Annotated in this window: 16 protein-coding genes and 1 pseudogene; 9 read left to right on the top strand and 8 right to left on the bottom strand. The window is 74.0% G+C overall.

Going from position 1 to position 20,250, the window contains the following annotated elements; genetic code table 11:
* The 4 genes from ACFXDE_RS22615 to ACFXDE_RS22600 all read right to left on the bottom strand — a co-directional run.
* Nucleotides 1–1,545 (bottom strand): ATP-binding protein (locus ACFXDE_RS22615; RefSeq protein WP_380496628.1); only part of this gene is annotated, 1,545 nt, incomplete at its 3' end.
* Between the two features lie 52 nt (nucleotides 1,546–1,597).
* Nucleotides 1,598–2,617: an MBL fold metallo-hydrolase gene (locus tag ACFXDE_RS22610; protein WP_380496627.1), complete on the bottom strand. Its 1,020-nt coding sequence runs from the start codon at nucleotides 2,615–2,617 to the stop codon at nucleotides 1,598–1,600.
* Nucleotides 2,618–2,853: 236 nt separating this feature from the next.
* On the bottom strand, nucleotides 2,854–3,582 hold the full coding sequence (locus ACFXDE_RS22605) for a hypothetical protein (RefSeq protein ID WP_380447887.1): 729 nt from the start codon (nucleotides 3,580–3,582) through the stop codon (nucleotides 2,854–2,856).
* A gap of 134 nt (nucleotides 3,583–3,716) precedes the next feature.
* Entirely contained in the window at nucleotides 3,717–4,643 is a 927-nt protein-coding gene (locus ACFXDE_RS22600) for a GNAT family N-acetyltransferase (protein WP_380496626.1), read from the bottom strand.
* A 282-nt stretch (nucleotides 4,644–4,925) separates the two neighbouring features.
* Between ACFXDE_RS22600 and ACFXDE_RS22595 the strand changes: the two are divergent.
* From ACFXDE_RS22595 to ACFXDE_RS22585, 3 genes and pseudogenes are all read left to right on the top strand, one after another.
* Nucleotides 4,926–6,208 (top strand): annotated as a pseudogene (locus ACFXDE_RS22595) (DUF692 domain-containing protein).
* Between the two features lie 28 nt (nucleotides 6,209–6,236).
* Nucleotides 6,237–7,376, top strand: coding sequence for a TIGR04222 domain-containing membrane protein (locus ACFXDE_RS22590; RefSeq protein WP_380496625.1), 1,140 nt, complete (start codon nucleotides 6,237–6,239; stop codon nucleotides 7,374–7,376).
* A gap of 69 nt (nucleotides 7,377–7,445) precedes the next feature.
* Nucleotides 7,446–8,228 (top strand): TIGR04222 domain-containing membrane protein, encoded by a 783-nt coding sequence (locus tag ACFXDE_RS22585; RefSeq protein WP_380447882.1) that lies wholly within the window; start codon nucleotides 7,446–7,448, stop codon nucleotides 8,226–8,228.
* A gap of 55 nt (nucleotides 8,229–8,283) precedes the next feature.
* On the opposite strand, the gene hemQ is transcribed toward ACFXDE_RS22585, so the two are convergent.
* Genes hemQ through ACFXDE_RS22570 form a run of 3 tightly spaced genes read right to left on the bottom strand, consistent with a single transcriptional unit; the run spans nucleotide 8,284 to nucleotide 11,067 of the window.
* Entirely contained in the window at nucleotides 8,284–9,009 is a 726-nt protein-coding gene (hemQ, locus tag ACFXDE_RS22580; protein ID WP_363655129.1) for a hydrogen peroxide-dependent heme synthase, read from the bottom strand.
* A complete protein-coding gene (hemG, locus tag ACFXDE_RS22575; RefSeq protein WP_380496624.1) occupies nucleotides 9,006–10,439 on the bottom strand; it encodes a protoporphyrinogen oxidase in 1,434 nt (477 codons plus the stop codon). Before hemG ends, hemQ begins: the two co-directional genes overlap by 4 nt.
* Nucleotides 10,440–10,473: 34 nt before the next feature.
* Nucleotides 10,474–11,067: a Uma2 family endonuclease gene (locus tag ACFXDE_RS22570; protein WP_380496623.1), complete on the bottom strand. Its 594-nt coding sequence runs from the start codon at nucleotides 11,065–11,067 to the stop codon at nucleotides 10,474–10,476.
* Between the two features lie 126 nt (nucleotides 11,068–11,193).
* On the opposite strand from ACFXDE_RS22570, the gene ACFXDE_RS22565 reads away from it, so the two are divergent.
* Entirely contained in the window at nucleotides 11,194–12,153 is a 960-nt protein-coding gene (locus ACFXDE_RS22565; RefSeq protein ID WP_380496621.1) for a DUF4349 domain-containing protein, read from the top strand.
* Nucleotides 12,154–12,205: 52 nt separating this feature from the next.
* On the opposite strand, the gene hemE is transcribed toward ACFXDE_RS22565, so the two are convergent.
* Nucleotides 12,206–13,258: a uroporphyrinogen decarboxylase gene (gene hemE / locus ACFXDE_RS22560; protein WP_380496632.1), complete on the bottom strand. Its 1,053-nt coding sequence runs from the start codon at nucleotides 13,256–13,258 to the stop codon at nucleotides 12,206–12,208.
* 197 nt (nucleotides 13,259–13,455) lie between these two features.
* Here hemE and ACFXDE_RS22555 point away from each other — a divergent pair, with 197 nt between their 5' ends.
* The 5 genes from ACFXDE_RS22555 to ACFXDE_RS22535 all read left to right on the top strand — a co-directional run bounded on the left by ACFXDE_RS22555 (nucleotide 13,456) and on the right by ACFXDE_RS22535 (nucleotide 20,212).
* Nucleotides 13,456–14,118 carry a DUF3000 domain-containing protein gene (locus ACFXDE_RS22555; RefSeq protein WP_380447875.1) on the top strand — a complete coding sequence of 221 codons (663 nt, stop codon included), beginning with the start codon at nucleotides 13,456–13,458 and terminating at the stop codon, nucleotides 14,116–14,118.
* A gap of 331 nt (nucleotides 14,119–14,449) precedes the next feature.
* Entirely contained in the window at nucleotides 14,450–15,166 is a 717-nt protein-coding gene (locus tag ACFXDE_RS22550; RefSeq protein ID WP_380496620.1) for a LuxR C-terminal-related transcriptional regulator, read from the top strand.
* A gap of 166 nt (nucleotides 15,167–15,332) precedes the next feature.
* The gene (locus tag ACFXDE_RS22545; protein ID WP_380496619.1) at nucleotides 15,333–16,577 is read left to right on the top strand and encodes an HRDC domain-containing protein; all 1,245 of its coding nucleotides are present in this window, start codon (nucleotides 15,333–15,335) and stop codon (nucleotides 16,575–16,577) included.
* Between the two features lie 258 nt (nucleotides 16,578–16,835).
* The gene (locus ACFXDE_RS22540) at nucleotides 16,836–18,080 is read left to right on the top strand and encodes an acetyl-CoA C-acyltransferase (RefSeq protein ID WP_363655388.1); all 1,245 of its coding nucleotides are present in this window, start codon (nucleotides 16,836–16,838) and stop codon (nucleotides 18,078–18,080) included.
* A 2-nt stretch (nucleotides 18,081–18,082) separates the two neighbouring features.
* Nucleotides 18,083–20,212 (top strand): 3-hydroxyacyl-CoA dehydrogenase NAD-binding domain-containing protein, encoded by a 2,130-nt coding sequence (locus ACFXDE_RS22535; protein WP_380496618.1) that lies wholly within the window; start codon nucleotides 18,083–18,085, stop codon nucleotides 20,210–20,212.
* Nucleotides 20,213–20,250: the final 38 nt, after the last annotated feature.

Raw genomic sequence — 20,250 nt, 5'->3', positions numbered from 1 at the left:
GGGCTGGAGCCGGCGCCGTCTGGGCAGTTCGCTGCCGTCGCCGGGGCGGTCGGTGTCGGGCCGCCCCGCGACGGGCCGTCCGGCGGCGGCGGACGGCACGACGTGCATGGCGGGCGCCGGGTGCGGGCCCGGCTGGTGGTGCCGGTCGGCGAGCGGGGGCAGTCCGGCGTCCTCGCCCGCGTCGCGCATCGGCGGGACGGCCTGGACGGTGGGCGCGGGGGCGGGCCCGGCGCCGGCCCGCAGCGGCAGCGGGGTGAGCACCGACAGCGGCTGCCCGTCGTCGACGACGGTGACGAGCGCGGCCGGGATGCGCAGGATCGTCCGCATGCCGCCGTACGGCGAGGGCTCGATGTGGCAGGAGAAGCCGTACTGGCGGGCGAGCTTGCCGATCACCGCGAAGCCGGTCTTGGGCGGGTTGCCGAGCTCGGTGAGCAGGACGTCGGGCGGGCCGGCCAGCAGGCGGCGGGCGCGGCGCAGCTGGTCGTCGTCCATGCCGATGCCGCTGTCGTCGATGATCACCAGTGCGCCGCGGCCGCCCTGCTGGACGGTGACCGGGACGTCGGTCTCCGGGTGCGAGTAGGCGGTGGCGTTGGCGAGCAGTTCGGCGACGGTGATGGCGAGCGGCTCGGCGGCGCGGGCGACCACGGCGAGGCGGTTCTCCCGCAGGTGGTTGGCGACCTTGATCCGGGCGTAGCCGGGCACCCGGGAGAGGGCGCCGACGACGACCTCGGCGAGCGGGGAGTCGCTGCGGGCGAGACCGGGCCAGGCCTCGCAGAGGACGGCGACGGTCTGGATCCGGCGCAGCGCGACCTCGTTGCGGAAGTCGACCTCCAGCAGCCGGGGGTCGTCGTTGTCGTCCTGGAGCTGCTGGACCAGGCTCTGGATCTGGTAGAGCAGCGTCTGGATCTTGGAGGTGGCGCCGCGCATCGCGGCGCGGGCGGCGGCGTCGACCCGCTCGCGCTCGTCGGTGATGGCGCCGGCCGCGGCGTCCAGGACGGCCTGGAGGGCCTCGGTCGCGTCCGGGCCGACGACCTGCGCGGACAGCGGGCCGACGGCGGGGGCGTTGACGTGGCTGAGCCGCACCGCGGTCGCGGGCAGGCGCTCGTCGGCGAGGTGGCGGACCTCGGCGAGCAGGGCGGCGCCGCGCTCCTCGGCGACGGCGAGGCGGCGCTCGGCCTCGGCGGCCCTGGTGTCGGCGGCGGCGGTGCGGCCGTCGGCCTCGCGGGCGGCGTCCCGCGCGTCGCGGGCGGCGTCCTCGGCGGCGCGGGCGCGCAGTTCGGCGTCGCGGGTGCGCTCCTCCGCGGCCCGGTAGCGGGCCTCGGCCTCGTCGGTGGCCTCGCGGGCGGCGGCGGCCGACTCGTGCAGCCGGTGCTCGGCGCGGGCGAGCCGTTCCTCGGCGGCGCGGGCGCGCTGCTCGGCGACGTGGGCGCGCTCCTCGGCGACGGCCGCCCGGGTGGTGGCCCGGGCCCGGCCGCGGGCCAGCACGCCCGCCGTCGCGGCGGCCAGCACCGTGGTGATCAGCGCGATCAGCGCGATCTGCGTCATGGGTGTCCTCGGGGGGTTTCCTGCTGGCTGGCTGGTGGCGGGCCGGGCCCGGTCAGTCCCGGTAACCGATGTCGGGGAAGAGCCGCCGGGCGCGGACCGAGTCCTCGGCGATCTCGCGCGCGACGAGGGCGACCTGAGTCATGGCCTCCAGGACGTTCGGCGCCTCGCCGCCGTCCAGGTGCCGGTACTCGGCCGCGACGGTGAGCACCAGCCGCTCGGGCAGGCCGAGTTCGGGGTGGCGCTGCTCGGCGATCACCCGGCGGGCGGCGTCCAGCGCGGGGATGCCGGCGGTGTGCAGCGCGTGGGTGCGCTCGCGGACGTACGCGAGGTAGGCGATGTGGGCGCGGACGCCGTCGCGGTCGAGCACCGGGCCGTGGCCGGGGACGACGGTCTCGGCGCCGGTGTCGAGGATCCGCTCGCACGCGGCGACGATGTTCTCCAGCGGGCCGGCCCAGTGCGAGGGGTGGTCGCCGGGCTGCTCGGCGGTCGACCCGAAGATGACGTCGCCGGCGAACACCGTGCGCCGGTGCGGCAGGTGGACGATCAGGTCGCCGCCGGTGTGGGCCGAGGGCAGGGCGGTGACGTGCACGGGGTGCTCGCCCACCGTGAGTTCGAGCTCGCCGGTGAAGACGGTGTCCGGGCGCACCGGCTCGGTCTGCGACCAGTCGAAGCCGCCGAAGTGCTCGCGCAGGTAGCCGCCGAGCGGGGAGTCCGGGTCGCCGCCCGCGACGAGCGCGTGCTGCTGCTGCGGGGTGGGCTCGTAGTGGATGTGCTCCAGGGCCTCGCGGGTGGAGATCACCTCGGCGTCCGGGACGACGCCGGCGCCCCAGAGGTGGTCGCCGTTGGCGTGCGTGACGATCACCCGGTCGACGGTGACGCCGTCGGCCAGCACCCGGCGGCTCGCGGCGAGGAACTCCGAGGCCAGCGCCGGGTCGTAGGGGGTGTCGATCCAGAGCGCGGTCTTCCGGGAGGTCAGCAGCCCGCAGTTCGCCAGTCCCCAGCCCCGCTTCGGGGGAAGCCACACGTGGAGGTCGTCGGCGATCGCGCTCAGGGAGGCACGGTTGATCGTCATGTGCGCGATTATGCCGACGATGTGTCAGGAGCGGGGCAAAACCTGTGCGATCGCCGCGAGTTCGTGCCCCAGACGCTCCCGAACCGTCCGGATTCGTGCCATCTGGTCGAGACCAATCGTCTCACTCGGCGGGACGGTACGTGGACACCGCGAACTGCCGCGGCCCACGCAGCCCGGCGGTCAGGGCAACTTCGTCAGGGCAGCCACGTCAGGGCAGCTGTGTCAGGGCAGCCGCGTCAGGGCAGCGGCAGGATCCGGCACACCTCGACCGTCACGTCCACCGTCTCCAGGCCGATCACCCGCCCCTCGACCGCGACGAATCCTTTCTCCCCCGAGCGGAACAGCGCCGCCAGCGGCGACTTCCGGCCCGCCCCCGCGAGCGCCTCCACCGCCATCGCGGAGCCGAACGCGAACACCCCGCACAGCACGACGCACGGCGCGTGCCGGGGCGTTCGGGTCACGAAGATGAAGCCGTGGTCCCGGATCAGCTCGTCGGACGCGTTGTACAGCGCCTCGAAGGTCATCCCGCCCCACCGGGCCCGCGCCGCCTGCGGGTACTCGATGCGGAAGTCCGGGAACACCGCGCCCAGCACGCCCTCGGTGTACGGGTTCACGCTCGGGCCGCCGATCGAGAAGGTCGGCATCCGCGGATCCTGCGCGCCGGCCGCGACCAGCTCGATCGTCGCCTTCCGGTTGACCTTGCGGAGCAGGTCGATCAGCTGGGCGATCGCCCTCGCCTCCGCCATCGGCATGAACAGCACGTTCTTCGGCGCCCGGGCGGTCAGCCGCAGGCCGTCCCGGGCGAAGGCGAACTCCGCGGCCTCGATGCTCGGGGTGATGATCTGGACCCGGCTGTACGGCGCGAGCAGCGCCCGGAGGAAGCCGTACCGCAGGAACAGCCGGGTACGGGCGAGGGAGCGGGCCGCGAGGAAACCGATCACGGCCGGGACCGATGCGATCAGCACTTGGAGCAGGATCTCCATTTGATCCCCCGGAGGAAGACTCGACCACGAACTGTGCGCCCTGGTTAAGTCCCCTCCCGTGGCCGGAAATACCCCACTCGCGCCGATTCGGAGCGTCACGATCCGCGCACGGACGGTCACCCCAGGCGCTTGATCCCCTTGCGCTCCCCCGCGCAGCGCTGGTACCCCAGCCAGGCGTTGACCGCGAGCATCGGCGCGTTGGTCGTGTCGTTGCTGGTGTACGCGTGCCGGTAGCCCGCCGCCGCGGCGAGCCGCAGCGACTCCAGCTTGGCCAGCTTGCTCAGGCCGCGGCCGCGGAACTCCCGGCGGCAGGCGGTGAACGCGGACCAGTAGCGGTCCACCCCGTCGGTCTGCGCCAGGGTGAACGCCGCCGGTACGCCGTCCACCACGGCGACCACCGTCAGGGCCGGGTCCAGGTCGGGCCGGGCCCAGTCGCCCCGCAACCACTCCTCGTAGTCCAGGGCGTCCATCGTCACCTCGCCGGGTTCGTCCCGGATGGCCTCCGCCTCCACCAGGAACAGCGGGCGCGGATCGTCGGCCCAGTCGGTGGCCGGGCGCAGCTCGACGCCGGCCGGCCGCACCGGAGCCGGGGGCAGCGGCAGCGTCAGGTCCCGCTCGCCGAAGTGGGCCGCGCTCCCGAGCTCGTAGCCGCGGGCGGCCGCGAAGGCCAGCGAGTCGGGCTCCTCGTCCAGCCAGCTGTGCAGTTCGGTCACCCCGTGCGCGGCCAGGTGCCGTTCGGCCGCGGCCAGCAGCGCGGTCGCCGCGCCGCGCCGGCGGAACTCCGGCAGCACGCTGCCGTTGGCGTGGCCGAGGCCGGTGGCCGACGTACCGAGGGTGAGCCCGCAGCGCACCGCTCCGACCACCCGGCCGTCCAACTCGGCGACGATGGTGCGGAAGTGCTCGTCGGGGTTCTGCCGGGCGTTCGCCCAGAGCAGGGCCTCGGCGGTCCACACCAGGTGCTCGCGCCCGGCCCGGTGGGCGGCCGCCACCGCCTCGGCGTCGGCGGGGCGGAAGTCTCGGATCATCGGTTCGTTCGAAGTCATGGGTTCGCACGCTATCCGCGGCTCCCGTCCCACGCCTCCGGATTTTCCGCGCGCAGGCCACCCCACCTGCGCGAAGGGATCGGATCGGGGGTTGGAGTCCCTCGTCGACAAGCTCAAATAATGCTCTGAGAAGACCGGGTGGGGCTTGGCAGCCACCCCGCCCGGGGACATTCTCGGCAACACGGCCCACGGGCGGTCCCGGCGACGGCGCCCGCACCGCCCGACGGCCCCTCACCCCGGCCCTCCGAAGGGGGCGTACCGATGACTTCCCCTGCACTGAACCTGCCCGCACGGGCGGCCTCCGGCGACGGCGCCCCGGCCGGCCCGGCACCCGCGCCCCGGCTGGGCGTCGGCCTCGGCTGGCGCAGCGAGATCGACACCGTGGTGGAGCGTCAGCCCGGCCTGGACTGGGTCGAGGTCGTCGCGGAGAACGTCTGCGCCGGCCACCTGCCCGCCTCGCTGACGGTGCTGCGCGAGCGCGGCGTCACCGTCGTGCCGCACGGCGTCTCGCTCGGCCTCGGCGGCGCCGACCGGCCCGACCCCGAGCGCCTCGCCCGGCTCGCCGGGACGGCCGTCGCGCTGGACTCGCCGCTGGTCAGCGAGCACCTGGCGTTCGTCCGGGCCGGCGGCCTGGAGGCGGGCCACCTGCTGCCCGTCCCGTACTCGTGGGACGCGCTGCGGGTGATCGCCGAGAACGTGCGGATCGCCCAGGACCAGCTCCCGGTGCCGCTCGCGCTGGAGAACATCGCCGCCCAGCTGGCCTGGCCGGACGACGAGCTGACCGAGGGCCAGTTCCTCGCCGAGCTCGTCGAGCGCACCGGCGTACGGCTGCTGATCGACGTCGCCAACCTGCACACCAACCGGGTGAACCTCGGCGTCGACCCGGCCGCCGAACTCGACCGCCTGCCGCTGGAGTCCATCGCCTACGTGCACGTCGCGGGCGGCACGATGGTCGACGGCGTCTGGCACGACACCCACGCCCACCCCGTCACCGAACCGGTGCTGGAGGTGCTGGCCGAACTGTGCGCGCGGGTCGCACCACCCGGCGTCCTGCTCGAACGGGACGCCGCCTTCCCGCCGCCCAGCGAGCTGGCCGGTGAACTGGACGCCATCCGCCGGGTGCTGGAGGGGAGCATCCGACCATGACCGAACGCCTCGCAGCCGACCTCACCACGGCACGGCAGGAGCTCGCACGGCGTCAGGAGGAACTGCTGGCCGCCCTGGTGGCCGGCGGACCCGTCCCGCCGGGCTTCGACCCGGCGCAGGTCCGCGCCCAGTCCACCGGCCTCGCCGCCAAGCGGCGGGACACCGTCGCCCGCGTCGCGCCCGAGCTGCCCCGGCAGCTCGGCCCGCGGTACGGGCCGCTCTTCCTCGCCTACGCCCGCACCCACCCGCAGACCGCCGGATACCGGGCCGACGCCCGGGCCTTCGCCGCGTGGGCGCTCACCCACGCGCGCCCGCTGGCCGCCGACTGCCGCCGCGCCCTGGAGCAGTGGCTGCACCCGGCACCCGCCCGTCCACCGGGACCGCTGGCCCGCCTGCGCCGGGCCCTGCGGCGCCGGTAACACTCTTCACTCTCGGGGGAATCAGCCCATGTGGGACAACAGCTTCTTCATCGTTCCCGCCATCCTCGTGGTGGCCGCCGTCCTGTACGTGGACCACACCGGGCGGCGCGTCCGGCACGTCCCGCACCCGAAGGGCCTGCCCGGCGGCGGCCTCCCGCTGCTGAGCGCCGCGTTCCTGGCCGGCGGCCCGGGCCGGGTCTTCGACACCGCGCTCGTCCGGATGCACCTGGCCGAGCGCGCGGTGGTCAGCCGCGGCGGCACCGTCACCCTCACCCACGACCGGCCGTACGACGCCGTCGACGAGGCGATCATGACGGCCGTCGGCCCGACCGGCAGCCGCGACCTCGGACCGCTGCGCGCGGACGTGATGCGCTCCCCCGCCGTCCAGGCCCTCGGCGACGAGCTCGCCGACCGCGGCCTGCTGCGCCACCCCGACCGGCTGAAGGACGCCCGCAAGGCCCGCCGGCTGCTGTGGCTCGCGGTGGGCGCCGTGGTGCTCTTCTCCGTGCTCTCCTTCGTGCTCGCCGGCCTGGACGACGGGCGCGGCGACCGGCCGGCCGTGTGGGTCCCGGTGGTCCTGCTGGCACTCGGCCTGGTCACCCTGTTCGCCTCCCGCCCGGCCAAGGGCCGAATCACCCCGGCCGGGCAGCGCCAGCTCTCGCTCATGGACACCGGCAAGCCGTGGACGCCCGGCTCCGGCCTGTACCCGCGCGCGACCGGCGGCGAGGTGCTCGGCGCGCTCGCGCTCGGCGGGCTGGCCGTCGCGGGGGCGGAGCTGGCGAACGAGGAGCTCCAGGAGGCGATGATCGGCGCGGCGGCCCAGCAGGCGGTGGCGCAGCAGGCGGCGGCCCGGGGGGCGTTCGGCGGGTCGTCGGGCTCGGGGTCCTCCTGCTCGGCCTCGTACGCGTCCGACTCGTCGGGCTCGTCCGGCTCGTCGTCGTGCGGCGGCGCGGTGTCCTGGTGCGGCGGCTCCTCGGACACCGGGACGTCCTCCGGGTGCGGGTCGTCGAGCGGCGGATCGTCGTCCTCGCACAGCTGCGGTTCCTCGTCCTCCCACAGCTGCGGGTCGTCCTCCTCGCACAGCTGCGGCTCGTCCCACAGCTGCGGGTCCTCGTCCAGCTGCGGCTCCAGCTGCGGGTCGAGTTGCGGGTCCAGCTGCGGGTCCTGACGTCACAGTTCGGTATCGCGCCACCGGAAGCCGTTCCCCGGGTCGTCGGCGGCGGCATACAACGGGGCCATGTGGTTGCTGTTCCTCATACCGGCGTGCGTGGCCGCGGTGCTCTCCTGCCTCCGGCTCGTCCGGATGACCGCCACCGCCGACGCCCTCGCCGGGCCGGACGGGCTGCGCCCGCCGGAGGCCGTCGGGATCGGGCTCTACGAGACGGCGTACCTGGCCGGCGGCCCGGACCGGGTCGTCGAGCTCGCCCTCGTCCTGATGGCCGGCCGCGGCCGGCTGCACCTCGCCCACACCGGCTGGACCACCGTCGTGGACCCCAAGGGCCGCAGCCGGCTGGAGCGGGCGGTCATCGCCACCGTCGGCCCGGACGGCCAGTGCCGCACCGACGGGCTGCGCCGGGCGATGGGCGAGCACCCGACCGTGCTGGAGATCGGCTCCCGGCTCTCGCTGGCCGGGCTGGCCACCCCGGCGCTGATCCAGCGCAACACCGTCGTCGTGGTCCGCCAGGTGCGGCACGCGCTGCTGCTGAGCCTCGCCCTGCTCGCCGCCGCCCTCGCCGTCGGGTCCTTCACCGACGGCGACGCCCTCGCCGCGCTCGCCTGGTTCTCGCTGCCGCTGGTGCTCACCTCCGGCACCCTGCTGATGGCCCGGGTCGACGTCTACCCGTACACCCGCTGGGCCTCCCCGATCGGCCAGGAGGTCCTGCGCGAGGTGCGCCCGGCCCGCCAGCACGGCCTCGGGGACGACGAGGAGCGCGAACTCCTCACCGCCGTCGCCATGAACGGCCCCGCCGCCCTCGCCGACCCCCGCCTGCGCGCGGCCCTGCGCCCCCACCGCACGTGACGTGCGACGAGGGAGGGGCCCGCCGCAGCGGACCCCTCCCTCGTCGAGCGCCCGGTCAGACCAGGCCGTTGAGCAGCTCGCTGACCGGCTTGCGGCGGCCGGTGAAGAACGGCACCTCCTCGCGCACGTGCAGGCGCGCGCGGGACGGGCGCAGGTCGCGCATCAGGTCGACGATGCGGTGCAGCTCGTCCGCCTCGAAGGCGAGCAGCCACTCGTAGTCGCCGAGGGCGAACGAGGCGACCGTGTTGGCCCGGACGTCCGGGTAGCCGCGGGCCATCTGGCCGTGCTCGGCGAGCATCGCGCGCCGCTCGGCGTCCGGCAGCAGGTACCACTCGTAGGAGCGGACGAACGGGTACACGCAGACGTAGTCGCGCGGGCGCTCGTCGGCGAGGAACGCCGGGATGTGCGACTTGTTGAACTCGGCCGGGCGGTGCAGCGCCATGTTCGACCAGACCGGCTCCAGCTGACGGCCGAGACCGGTGCGGCGGAAGCGGTTGTACGCCTCCTGCAGGTCGTCCGAGTCGGCGGCGTGCCACCAGACCAGGATGTCGGCGTCCGCGCGCAGACCGGACACGTCGTACGTGCCGCGCACGGTCACGTCCTTCGCGGCCAGCTGGGCGAACAGCTCGTCCACCTCGGCGGCCAGGGCGGTGCGGTCCTCGGGCAGGGCGCCCTTGAGCTTGAACACCGACCACATCGTGTAGCGGATGACCTGGTTCAGGTCGCGCGCCTTCTTCTTCTCGGGCTGCTGCTCCGGCTGCCGCTCAACGGTCTCAGTCATGCGCCCATTGTCCTCTCCGTGGAACCTTCCCCGGTCTCCGGGGTCAACAGTCTGTCGAGCGCCGCCACGGCCGTGGCCGCGGAGGCGATGCACGCCGGGATCCCCACGCCGTCGTACGCGGCACCGCACAGCGCCAGGCCGCCGGCCCCGGCCACCGCGGCCCGGACCCGGGCGACCCGGTCCAGGTGGCCCACCGGGTACTGCGGCAGGCCGGCCTCGAAGCGCGAGACGGCGGTGTCGTACGGGCGCGCGGTGAGCCCGATCGCCTCGCCGAGGTCGGCGAGCGAGAGCGCCACCAGCTCCTCGTCCGCCAGCTCCAGCGCCTGCTCCTCGCGGTGCCGGCCCAGCGAGGTGCGCAGCAGGAACGCGTCGGGGGCCGAACGCTCCAGCCAGCCCCACTTGTTGGACGAGAAGGTCGACGCCTTGATCCGCCGCCCGTCCACCGGCGGCACCAGGAACCCGCTGCCGGACGGCACCTCGGCCAGGTCGGCCCGGCGGAACGCCAGGGTGACGAGGGCCATACCCGCGTACTCGACGGTGTCCAGCTCGGCCGCCGCCGCGGGCACCTCCGTGCGCAGCAGCCGGGCCGCGGCGGGTGCCGGGACGGCCAGCACGACGGCGTCCGCGGCGAGCACCTCGCCGCCGGCCACGACGCGCCAGCCCCCGGGGGTGCGGCGCAGCTCGTCGACGGCGGTGTCGGTGCGGAGGTCCACGCCCGCCTTCGCGCAGGCCGCGGCGACGGCCTCCGGGAGGGTGCCGAGGCCCCCCTGCAGCCCCTGGAAGACGGGAGTGCCGACGGTCTGGGGCCGGGAGGCGAGCTCGTGCACCCCCTCGACGAGCGACCCGCCGCCGCGGGCGATCGACAGCAGCTGCGGCACGGCGGCGCGCAGCGAGATCTCGTCCGCGTGGCCGGCGTAGACGCCGCCCAGCAGCGGCTCGACGAGCCGGTCCACCACCTCGCGGCCGAGCCGGTCGGCGACGTACCGGCCGATCGCGACGTCGTCGCCGACCTCGGTGGCGCCCTCGTGCCGCGCCCGCTCCAGCCCGTCGGCGGACAGCACCTGCGACGCGGCCAGCGCCGCCAGGTCCCCGGGGACGCCCATGACCTGCCCGCCCGGCAGCGGGCGCAGCGCGCCCCTGGTCCAGATGGCGGCCTTCGCGGTGGTCGGCGGCTCCAGCGCCTCCGCCAGCCCGACGGCCCGCGCGAGCTCGACCGCCTCCGGCCGCCGCGCCAGCATCGACTCGGCCCCGAGGTCCACCCGCACCCCGCCGACCTCGCCCCCGCGCAGCTTCCCCCCGAGCCGCCCCGAAGCCTCGACCAACGTCACCCGGGCCCGCGCCGGTCCCCCACCGGCCGCCCCACTGAGGAACGCGGCCGCGGCCAGCCCCGCGATCCCGCCACCGATGACGACGACATGTGCATCCGACATGCCTCGCAGTCTCGCAGGTCCTTACACGGATGCCTCAATCCCCTGCACGCTTCGCGCCGCGCGGCACCAGCGCGTCGAGGTCGATCGTCAGCGGGAACGGCACCGGCCGCTCCAGGGTGCCCCGGAAGATCCCCGCGGGTGCGTAGGAGGAGGTCACCGGCTCCAGCTCGAATGCGTGCACGACGGGCAGGCCGTCCTCATCCTCGACGATCCAGTAGTGGGGGATGCCCGCCTCGGCGTACTTGCGGACCTTGACCGTGCGGTCCCGGTGCGCGGACTCCGGGGAGACGACCTCGACGACGAGCAGCACGTCGGCCGGGGCGTACCAGGTGCGGTCGGGGTCGTACTCGGCCGTGGCGACGACGATGTCCGGCTCCGGTCGGTTGCGCCGGTCGAGCTTGATCGTCATCTCGCCCTCGGCCAGCGCCCCGTCCGGCACCGCCCCCTCCAGCGCCGCGGTCAGCCGCCGCACGACCCGGCTGTGCCACGAGCGCTGGGGAGACATCATGAGGACCAGTGCTCCGTCGATCAGTTCGGTGTGCCGCGGCGCCTGCGGCAGGTGGTCGAGGTCATCGGCGAACCAGCCCTCGAGTCTGGGCGGGTAAATCCAATCCGGCAGCTCGCTCATGCTCCCAAGATAGCGAGTCCCGTCCGCGTCCGAGCTGTGATGGAGTTGCGATCTCCCGGTGGGGTCCGTTCGTGCTCGCTTTTCGTCCAATGGGGAGACCTGACAACGGACTTGGGGAGAGGCCCGATGATGGCGAGACGAGCGGGGGCGGTGGCCGTGCTGGCTGCCGTGGTGGTGTTGGGGGCCGGCTGCAGTGCGGCCGACGGTGGGAGGCAGGGGTCGGCCGCGGCGCCCGCGGCCAAGGCGCCTGCCGCCGCTGCCGCGCCCAGTGCGGCGCCGACCGCCCAGGCGCCCGCGGGCAGCGCGGCTAACGGTGCGGCGAACGGTGCGGCGAGTGCCGCGCCGGTGGCGGACAACCGGCTGATCGCGTACACGGCGCAGCTGTCGCTGCGCACCAAGGACGTCGGCCAACTGCTCGCCAAGGCGCGGGAGATGGCCGGCTCCGCGGGCGGCTACGTCGGCGGTGAGTCGATAGCCGGGGGCGGTGACGGCGACGCGGGCGGCCAGCTCACGCTGAGGGTGCCGTCGGCGGCGTTCCAGCAGACGCTGGACCAGCTGGCCGGGCTCGGCGAGGTGGTGTCCCGCAAGAGCCAGGCGGACGATCTGACCCAGCAGGTCGCGGACGTGGCGAGCCGGGTGCAGTCGCAGCAGGCGAGCGTGGAGCGGGTGCGGGCGCTGATGGCGCAGGCGAAGTCGCTGAGCGAGGTCACCGCGCTGGAGGCGGAGCTGAGCCGCCGGGAGTCGGACCTGGAGTCGCTGCAGAAGCAGCAGAAGGAGCTGGCCGGCAAGACGTCGCTCTCGACGATCACCCTGGAGGTGCACCGCGAGGTGCCGCCGGCCCCCGCCCCGCCGCCGGCGCCGAAGGTGGAGGCGAAGGGCTTCTGGGCGTCGGCCGGTTCGGCTCTCGCCGGCGGCTGGCACGTACTGCTGACGATCCTGCGCGGGCTGGTCGTCGCCCTGGCCGCGGTGGCGCCGTTCCTGCTCGTGCTGGGTGTTCCGGCCGCGGTGGCGTACTGGTGGTGGCGCCGGTACCGCATGCCCGCCGCCGTCGCCGCTCCCGGCCCGACGGGAGAGGAGCAGGACTGAACGCACCGGTGGCAGGGCCCCTCGCCGGGAGGGGCCCTGCCACCGGGGGGTGTCAGCGCTCGCTGGCCTCGTGGACGAAGGCGACGAGGCGGCTGAGGGCGTCCGGGTCCATGCTGGGCAGGACGCCGTGGCCGAGGTTGAAGATGTGGCCGCTGGTGCCGAGCGCCTGGGCGGCGTGCAGGACCTCACGGGCCTTGGTCTCGACGACCTTGGTGGGGGCGAACAGCACGGCCGGGTCGAGGTTGCCCTGCAGGCCCTTGCCCGGGCCGACCCGCTCGGCGGCGACGTTCAGCGGCACCCGCCAGTCGACGCCGACGATGTCCGCGCCGGCCTGGCCCATCAGGCCGAGCAGCTCGCCGGTGCCGACGCCGAAGTGGATCCGGGGCACGCCGTAGTGGGCGACGGAGTCGAAGACCTTGGCGCTGGACGGCATGACCGAGCGGCGGTAGTCGTCGGGGGCGAGCGAGCCGACCCAGGAGTCGAACAGCTGGACCGCCGAGGCGCCGGCCTCGATCTGCACCTTCAGGAAGGCGGAGGTGATGTCGGCGAGCCGGTCGACGAGGGCGGCCCACAGCTCCGGCTGCCCGTACATCATGGCCTTGGTGTTCTCGTGGTTCTTGGACGGACCGCCCTCGACCAGGTAGCTGGCGAGCGTGTACGGGGCGCCGGCGAAGCCGATCAGCGGGGTGGCGCCGAGCTCCTCGACGAGCATGCCGACGGCCTCGGTGATGTAGGGGACGTCGTCCGGCTCCAGCGGGCGCAGCCGCTTGAGGTCCTCGGCGGTGCGGATCGGGTCGGCGATGACCGGCCCGACGTTCGGCTTGATCTCGACGTCGATGCCGACCGCCTTGAGCGGCACCACGATGTCGCTGAAGAAGATCGCGGCGTCCACCTTGTGCCGGCGCACCGGCTGCAGGGTGATCTCCTTGACCAGCTCGGGCCGCATGCAGGACTCCAGCATGGGGATGCCCTCGCGGACCTTCAGGTACTCGGGCAGCGAGCGGCCGGCCTGGCGCATGAACCACACCGGGGTGTGCGGCACCGGCTCGTGCCGGCAGGCGCGCAGGAACGCGGAGTCGTGCGCGGCGCCGCGGCGCGCGGGGATGGTCCGGCCGTCGGGGGCGGCCGCCGTGGTGTCTGCCGTTGTCTCGCTCACGGTGCAAATCTTCGCACGCGCCCCGGACCGCCCTCCCCGGCCGGTCTCGTCGGTTCCTCCAAGATCTGGCCGGGTTTGCCGTTCCGGCACGCCGCTCGGACGGAAGTTGCGGCGATAACCCGCGTCTTCGACCTAGTCTTCGGGGCATGGCAGCGGTCGGCGGGCACCCCGCACAGGGTGGCGGAGCAGGTGGCGGAACTGGTCGGGAGGGCGTGCCGAGCGAGTTCCGGGCCGCCGTGGCGGCGTTCGACGGGGCGCGGCTGCGGCCCGAGGTCCAGCTGTCCCCCGCGCCGGCCCCGCGCCGGCTGGCCCCGCACGCGTTCGCGGTGACCGCCTCGGTCGAGGTGGACGGCGACGAGCTGGCGGACGGCCGGCTGGTGCTGCTGTACGACCCGGCCGGGCAGGAGGCCTGGAACGGGGAGTTCCGGGTGGTGACGATGACCCGGGCCGAGCTGGAGCCGGAGATGGCCGGCGACCCGATGCTGTCCGAGGTCGGCTGGGCCTGGCTGCTGGACGCGCTGCAGGCGCACGGCGCCGGGTACGCGGAGCCGTCCGGCACGGTGACCAGGTGCGCCTCGCAGTACTTCGGCGCGCTCGCGGACCGCCCTTCCTCCACCGAGATCGAGATCCGGGCCTCCTGGACTCCGGCCGACGGCCGCTTCGAGCGGCACCTGGCCGCCTGGGGGGAGCTGCTGTGCACCAGCGCGGGCCTGCCGCCGGTCGCCCCGGCCCCGCAGGCGCCCGCCGACGTCCCGTCACTCGGTGGAGTGGTCCCGATGCCCGCCCGGCGGCGTCCGCGCTCGCACTGAGGAGTGGCGTCGGGCCCGCGCGGCACCGGTCGGCCCGACGCCACCCCCAGGGCTGACGGAGTGTGACTTCGGATCGGCTCTGCGTCAATTCACCGGTCGAAAGCGATCGCCACCGACCCAATCGGGGACGAATCCGATCGATTTTGTGCGAATACCAGGCATGTCGCATCAATCATTTGCGCGATTTGTCCGTATTGTTACTCACTAGATCGTGATCTTTCGCTAAAGCCGGGCACGGTAGCTGCCGAAGCAGACTGTGACCCTTTCCGAACGCGGAACACTCCGACCGCCCCCATCGGGGTTCCGTCCGCCACTCCCCGCAGGAGGCCTGGTGTCGGTCCTTCTTGAGCACCCCGCAAACGTGGTCGCCTACCGCCCGACCAAGCCCACCGCCATGGTGGTCATCGCCGATCCGCGCGTCCGAAACACCGTCACCCGCCACCTGTGGGCGCTCGGCGTCCGCGACGTGATCGAGGTGTCCTCGATCGCCGAGGCCCGCCCCCGGGTCTCCACCCCGCGCGACATCTGCGTCGCCGACGTGCACCTGCCGGACGGCTCCGGGCTGACCATCCTGGCCGAGACCCGCGCCGCGGGCTGGCCCAACGGCCTCGCGCTCTCCGCCGCCGACGACATCGGCGCCGTCCGCAGCGCCCTGGCCGGCGGCGTCAAGGGATACGTCGTCACCGGCACCCGCACCAACGTCGCGATGCCCGGCCGCCCCGGCATGCCGCTGGGCGCCGCCGGACTGGCCGGGCGGATGCGCCGCCCCGGCATGCCGGGCGTGCCCGGTGCACCCGGAGCGCAGGGTGCCCCGGGCGCCCCCGGTGCGCCGGGCGCGCAGCCGACCGCCTACCGCGAGCTGTCCGGCCGCGAGGTCGAGGTGCTGCGGCTGGTGGCCGAGGGTCAGTCCAACAAGGCGATCGGCGTCGCGATGGGCCTGTCCGCACTGACCGTCAAGAGCCACCTGGCCCGCATCGCGCGCAAGCTCGGCACCGGCGACCGGGCCGGCATGGTCGCGGTGGCGCTGCGCACCGGGATCATCCACTGAGCCGATCGGGGCCGCGCCGTTGAACCGGAACACCGCGGCGGCTCGGGAGGAACGTTTCCTCCTGAGCCGCCGCGGCGTTCCCGGAGGTTCCGGTGGCATAGTCGGTGACCCGGTCTGACCAGTCCGACAACACTCCCGGCTCCGAGGTCCGTCGTACCCTTGGTGAGTGACCGACGCCGTAGCAGCCATCCCAGAAGAAGCAGCCCCGGTCCCGCTCCTTGAGCCCAAGGAGGGGATCCCGCCCGTCGTGGCGGACGAGGAGGCGCTGGCCGCCACCGTCGCCGCCTTCGCCGCGGGCACCGGACCGGTCGCGGTCGACGCCGAGCGGGCCTCCGGCTACCGCTACGGGCAGCGCGCGTACCTGATCCAGCTGCGCCGCGCGGGCGCCGGCACCGCGCTGATCGACCCGATCGCCTGCCCCGACCTCGGCGGGCTCGGCGCCGCCCTCGCGGACGCCGAATGGGTGGTGCACGCCGCCACCCAGGACCTGCCGTGCCTGGCCGAGGTCGGCATGAGACCGCGGCGGCTGTTCGACACCGAGCTGGCCGGACGGATCGCCGGCTTCGCCCGGGTCGGCCTCGGTCCGATGACCGAGAGCGTGCTCGGCCTGAGCCTGGCCAAGGAGCACTCGGCGGTCGACTGGTCCACCCGTCCGCTGCCCGAGCCGTGGCTGCGCTACGCCGCTCTGGACGTCGAGGTGCTGGTCGAGCTGCGGGACGCACTCGAACGGGAGCTGGACGCCCAGGGCAAGCTCGACTGGGCGCTGGAGGAGTTCGCCGCGATCGCCGCCGCGCCCCGTCCGGCCCCGCGCACCGACCCGTGGCGGCGCACCTCGCAGCTGCACAAGGTCCGCCGGCGCCGCCAGCTGGCCGTGGTGCGCGAACTGTGGCTGGCCCGCGACCGGATGGCGCAGGACCGCGACGTCTCGCCGGGCCGGGTCCTGTCGGACGCCGCGATCGTCAACGCCGCGCTGGCCATGCCGCTGAACATCGCCGCGCTCCAGGCCGTCCAGGGCTTCGGGCCGCGGGTGCACCGGCGCCAGCTGGAGCAGTGGCTGGCCGCCGTGCAGCGCGGCCGGGAGGTGCCGGAGAACCAGCTGCCGCCGGCCGCCGCGCCGCACGACGGGCCGCCGCCGCCGCGCGCCTGGGCCGAGAAGGACCCGGTCGCCGCCGCCCGGCTGTCCGGCGCCCGCAGCGCCGTCAGCGAGCTGGCCGAGAAGCACAACCTGCCCGCCGAGAACCTGATCACCCCGGACCTGGTCCGCCGGGTGTCCTGGGAACCGCCGGCCGACCCGGGCGCCGCCGGGGTGGCCGCCGCGCTGCGCGGCCTCGGGGCCCGGCAGTGGCAGGTCGACCTGGTCGCCCCGGTGGTGGCCGCCGCGTTCGCCGCGGCGGCGGCCGCCGAGGACTGACCCCGGGCGCGGGCCCGGCCTCGCGCGCCGGCCGAAGGGGACGCCGTCCGGACGGACGGCGTCCCCTTCGGCGCGTCCGGAGCCGCCGCCGGGGAGCGGTCCTGGTCGACGTGTCGCGGGACACACCGGGTGAACCCTCCGAGGGGCCTGGGCAGGTTGGTTACCGACCGGTAGCATGGCGGTGAAGCGGCGCCGCTCGGGTCTTCGCCGGCGGCAGCCTGCCCACCTCAAATGTTGGTCCCTGGGAGGAGAGCCCCCGTGCCTCGTACCGCGAGGGACGTCGTCTTCGTCGATGGCGTCCGCACCCCGTTCGGCAAGGCCGGCCCGAAGGGCATCTACCACGAGACGCGCGCCGACGACCTGGTCGTCAAGTGCATCCGGGAGCTCGTGCGCCGTAACCCGAACCTGCCCGTCGAGCGCATCGACGAGGTCGCCATCGCGGCCACCACGCAGATCGGCGACCAGGGTCTGACCATCGGCCGCACCGCCGCCCTGCTGTCCGGCCTGCCCAAGTCCGTGCCCGGCTACGCGATCGACCGCATGTGCGCCGGTGCGCTGACCGCCGTCACCACCACGGCCGGCGGCATCGCCTTCGGCGCCTACGACATCGTCGTGGCCGGTGGCGTCGAGCACATGGGCCGCCACCCGATGGGCGAGGGCGTCGACCCGAACCCGCGCTTCGTCTCCGAGAAGCTGGTCGACGAGTCCGCCCTGTTCATGGGCATGACCGCGGAGAACCTGCACGACCGCTTCCCGCACATCACCAAGGAGCGCTGCGACGCCTACGCCGTGCGCTCCCAGGAGAAGGCCGCCAAGGCGTACGCCAACGGCGACATCCAGCCCGACCTGGTGCCGATCACGATCCGCAACACCAACCCCGAGGTCGGCGAGACCGGCTGGGGCCTGGCCACCGTGGACGAGCCGATGCGCCCGGGCACCACGATGGAGTCGCTGGCCGGCCTGAAGACCCCGTTCCGTCCGCACGGCAACATCACCGCGGGCAACTCGGCCGGTCTGAACGACGGTGCCACCGCCTCGCTGCTGGCCGCCGAGGACGTCGCCGAGGAGCTCGGCCTCCCGGTCAAGATGCGCCTGGTCTCCTACGCCTTCGCCGGCGTCGAGCCCGAGGTCATGGGCATCGGCCCGGTCCCGGCCACCGAGAAGGCGCTGGCCAAGGCCGGCCTCACCATCGACGACATCCAGGCCTTCGAGGTCAACGAGGCCTTCGCCGTCCAGGTGCTGTCCTTCCTCGACCACTACGGCATCGCGGACGACGACGAGCGGGTCAACCCGTTCGGCGGCGCGATCGCCTTCGGCCACCCGCTGGCCTCCTCCGGCGTCCGCCTGATGAACCAGCTGGCCCGCCGCTTCGAGCAGCGCCCGGACGTCCGCTACGGCCTCACCACGATGTGCATCGGCTTCGGCATGGGCGGCACCGTCATCTGGGAGAACCCGCATTGGAGCGGAGCGGAAAAGTCGTCTCAGGTCGAGGGTGGTAAGTGAGCATGAGCAACACCACTGAGCTGCTCCAGCAGGGCGCCGAGCTGTTCCCGGGCGAGGTCGTCACGACCGCGCACGTGCGCCACCTGGACCTGCCGCTGCAGGCCGGCAAGCTGGCCCTCATCACCCTGGACAACGGCTTCGACCACACCAAGCCGACCACCTTCGGCCCCGGCTCGCTGCTGAAGCTGAGCGAGGCGCTGGACCAGGTCGAGACCGAGGCCGCCGAGGGCACCATCGTCGGCGCCGCGATCACCGGCAAGCCGTTCATCTTCGCCGTCGGCGCCGACCTCAAGGGCGTCGAGCTGCTCAAGGAGCACGCGGACGCGCTCGCCATCGGCAAGGGCGGCCACGAGGTCTTCAAGCGGATCGCCGCGCTGCCCGTCCCCACCTTCGCCTTCTACAACGGCGCGGCGATGGGCGGCGGCGTCGAGGTCGGCCTGCACTGCGACTACCGCACCGTGTCGGCGGGCGTCCCGGCGTTCTCGCTGCCCGAGGTCTTCCTCGGCCTCGTCCCCGGCTGGGGCGGCTGCACCATCCTGCCGAACCTGATCGGCCCCGCGAAGGCCGTCAAGGTCATCATCGAGAACTCGATGGCGCAGAACAAGCAGCTCAAGGGCAAGGACGTGTTCGAGCTGGGGATCGCCGACGCGATCTTCGAGCCGGCCGACTTCCTGGAGCAGTCGCTGCTGTGGGCGGCCAAGGTCCTCAAGGGCGACGTGGCCGTCGAGCGCGAGGCGATCGACCGCGGCAAGGCCTGGGACGACGCCGTCGCCTGGGGCCGCCTGGTCGCCGACGCCAAGGTGCACGGCGCGGCCCCGGCCGCCTACCGGGCGCTGGACATCATCGCCCAGGTCAAGGACCAGGACCTGCAGGCCGGCTTCGACGCCGAGGACGCCGCCCTGGCCGACCTGATCATGGGCGGCGAGCTGCGCAGCGGCATCTACGCCTTCAACCTGGTGCAGCGCCGGGCCAAGCGCCCGGTCGGCGCGCCGGACAAGTCGCTGGCCCGCCCGGTCTCCAAGGTCGGCGTCGTCGGCGCCGGTCTGATGGCCTCGCAGCTGGCGCTGCTGTTCGCCCGCCGTCTGGAGGTGCCGGTGGTCCTCACCGACATCGACCAGGAGCGCGTCGACAAGGGCGTCGGCTACGTCCACGCCGAGATCGACAAGCTGCTCGGCAAGGGCCGCATCGGCCAGGACAAGGCCAACCGCCTCAAGGGCCTGGTCACCGGCTCGCTCGACAAGGCCGCCGCCTTCGGCGACGCGGACTTCGTCATCGAGGCCGTGTTCGAGGAGATGGGCGTCAAGCAGACCGTCTTCGCGGACCTGGAGAACGTGGTCTCGCCGACCTGCGTGCTGGCGACCAACACCTCCTCGCTGTCGGTCACCGAGATGGCCTCGAAGCTGAAGCACCCCGAGCGGGTCGTCGGCTTCCACTTCTTCAACCCGGTCGCGATCCTGCCGCTGCTGGAGATCGTCCGCGGCGAGCGGACCGACGACGCCTCGCTGGCCACCGCCTTCGCGGTGTCGAAGAAGCTGAAGAAGACCTCGGTCCTGTGCAAGGACGCCCCGGCGTTCGTGGTGAACCGGATCCTGACCCGCTTCATGGGCGAGATCCAGAGCATCATCGACGAGGGCACCCCGATCGCCAGCGTCGAGAAGGCCGTCGAGCCGCTCGGCCTGCCGATGTCCCCGATCATGCTCCTGGAGCTGGTCGGCCCGGCCATCGCGCTGCACGTCTCGGAGACCCTGCACGGCGCCTTCCCGGAGCGGTTCTCCGTCTCCGAGAACCTCGGCAAGGTGGTCAAGGCCGGCAAGCGAGGCTTCTACACCTGGGTGGACGGCAAGCAGGTCCTCGACCCCGAGGTGCTGGAGCTGCTGGCCTTCGGCGACTCGGTGCTCACCGAGGAGCAGGTCCTCAGCCGTGCCCTGGAGGCCGTGGCGCAGGAGATCGGCCTGATGCTGGAGGAGGGTGTCGTCGCCGAGGCGCAGGACATCGACCTCTGCATGATCACCGGTGCCGGCTGGCCCTTCCACCTGGGCGGGATCACCCCGTACCTGGACCGTGAGGGCGTCTCGGAGCGGGTGAACGGCAAGCGGTTCCTCGCCCCCGGCGTGGCCTCGGTGCCCGCGTAAGGCGTAGCCCGTACGAACGGCGGAGCCCCGGTGACCTG

Origin of the sequence: Kitasatospora sp. NPDC059408, assembly GCF_042751525.1 — a bacterium.
In the GTDB taxonomy this organism is placed as follows: domain Bacteria; phylum Actinomycetota; class Actinomycetes; order Streptomycetales; family Streptomycetaceae; genus Kitasatospora.
The sequence above is the reverse complement of the archived record's forward strand: the minus strand, read 5'-3'. Positions and strand labels throughout refer to the sequence as shown.

Coding starts and splice junctions, on each gene's coding strand:
- ACFXDE_RS22585 (WP_380447882.1), top strand. CDS start 7,446: ATGTGGTTGCTGTTCCTCATACCGGCGTGCGTGGCCGCGGTGCTCTCC.
- ACFXDE_RS22600 (WP_380496626.1), bottom strand. CDS start 4,643: ATGACTTCGAACGAACCGATGATCCGAGACTTCCGCCCCGCCGACGCC.
- ACFXDE_RS22590 (WP_380496625.1), top strand. CDS start 6,237: ATGTGGGACAACAGCTTCTTCATCGTTCCCGCCATCCTCGTGGTGGCC.
- ACFXDE_RS22565 (WP_380496621.1), top strand. CDS start 11,194: ATGATGGCGAGACGAGCGGGGGCGGTGGCCGTGCTGGCTGCCGTGGTG.
- ACFXDE_RS22570 (WP_380496623.1), bottom strand. CDS start 11,067: ATGAGCGAGCTGCCGGATTGGATTTACCCGCCCAGACTCGAGGGCTGG.
- ACFXDE_RS22535 (WP_380496618.1), top strand. CDS start 18,083: ATGAGCAACACCACTGAGCTGCTCCAGCAGGGCGCCGAGCTGTTCCCG.
- hemQ (WP_363655129.1), bottom strand. CDS start 9,009: ATGACTGAGACCGTTGAGCGGCAGCCGGAGCAGCAGCCCGAGAAGAAG.
- ACFXDE_RS22555 (WP_380447875.1), top strand. CDS start 13,456: ATGGCAGCGGTCGGCGGGCACCCCGCACAGGGTGGCGGAGCAGGTGGC.
- hemG (WP_380496624.1), bottom strand. CDS start 10,439: ATGTCGGATGCACATGTCGTCGTCATCGGTGGCGGGATCGCGGGGCTG.
- ACFXDE_RS22610 (WP_380496627.1), bottom strand. CDS start 2,617: ATGACGATCAACCGTGCCTCCCTGAGCGCGATCGCCGACGACCTCCAC.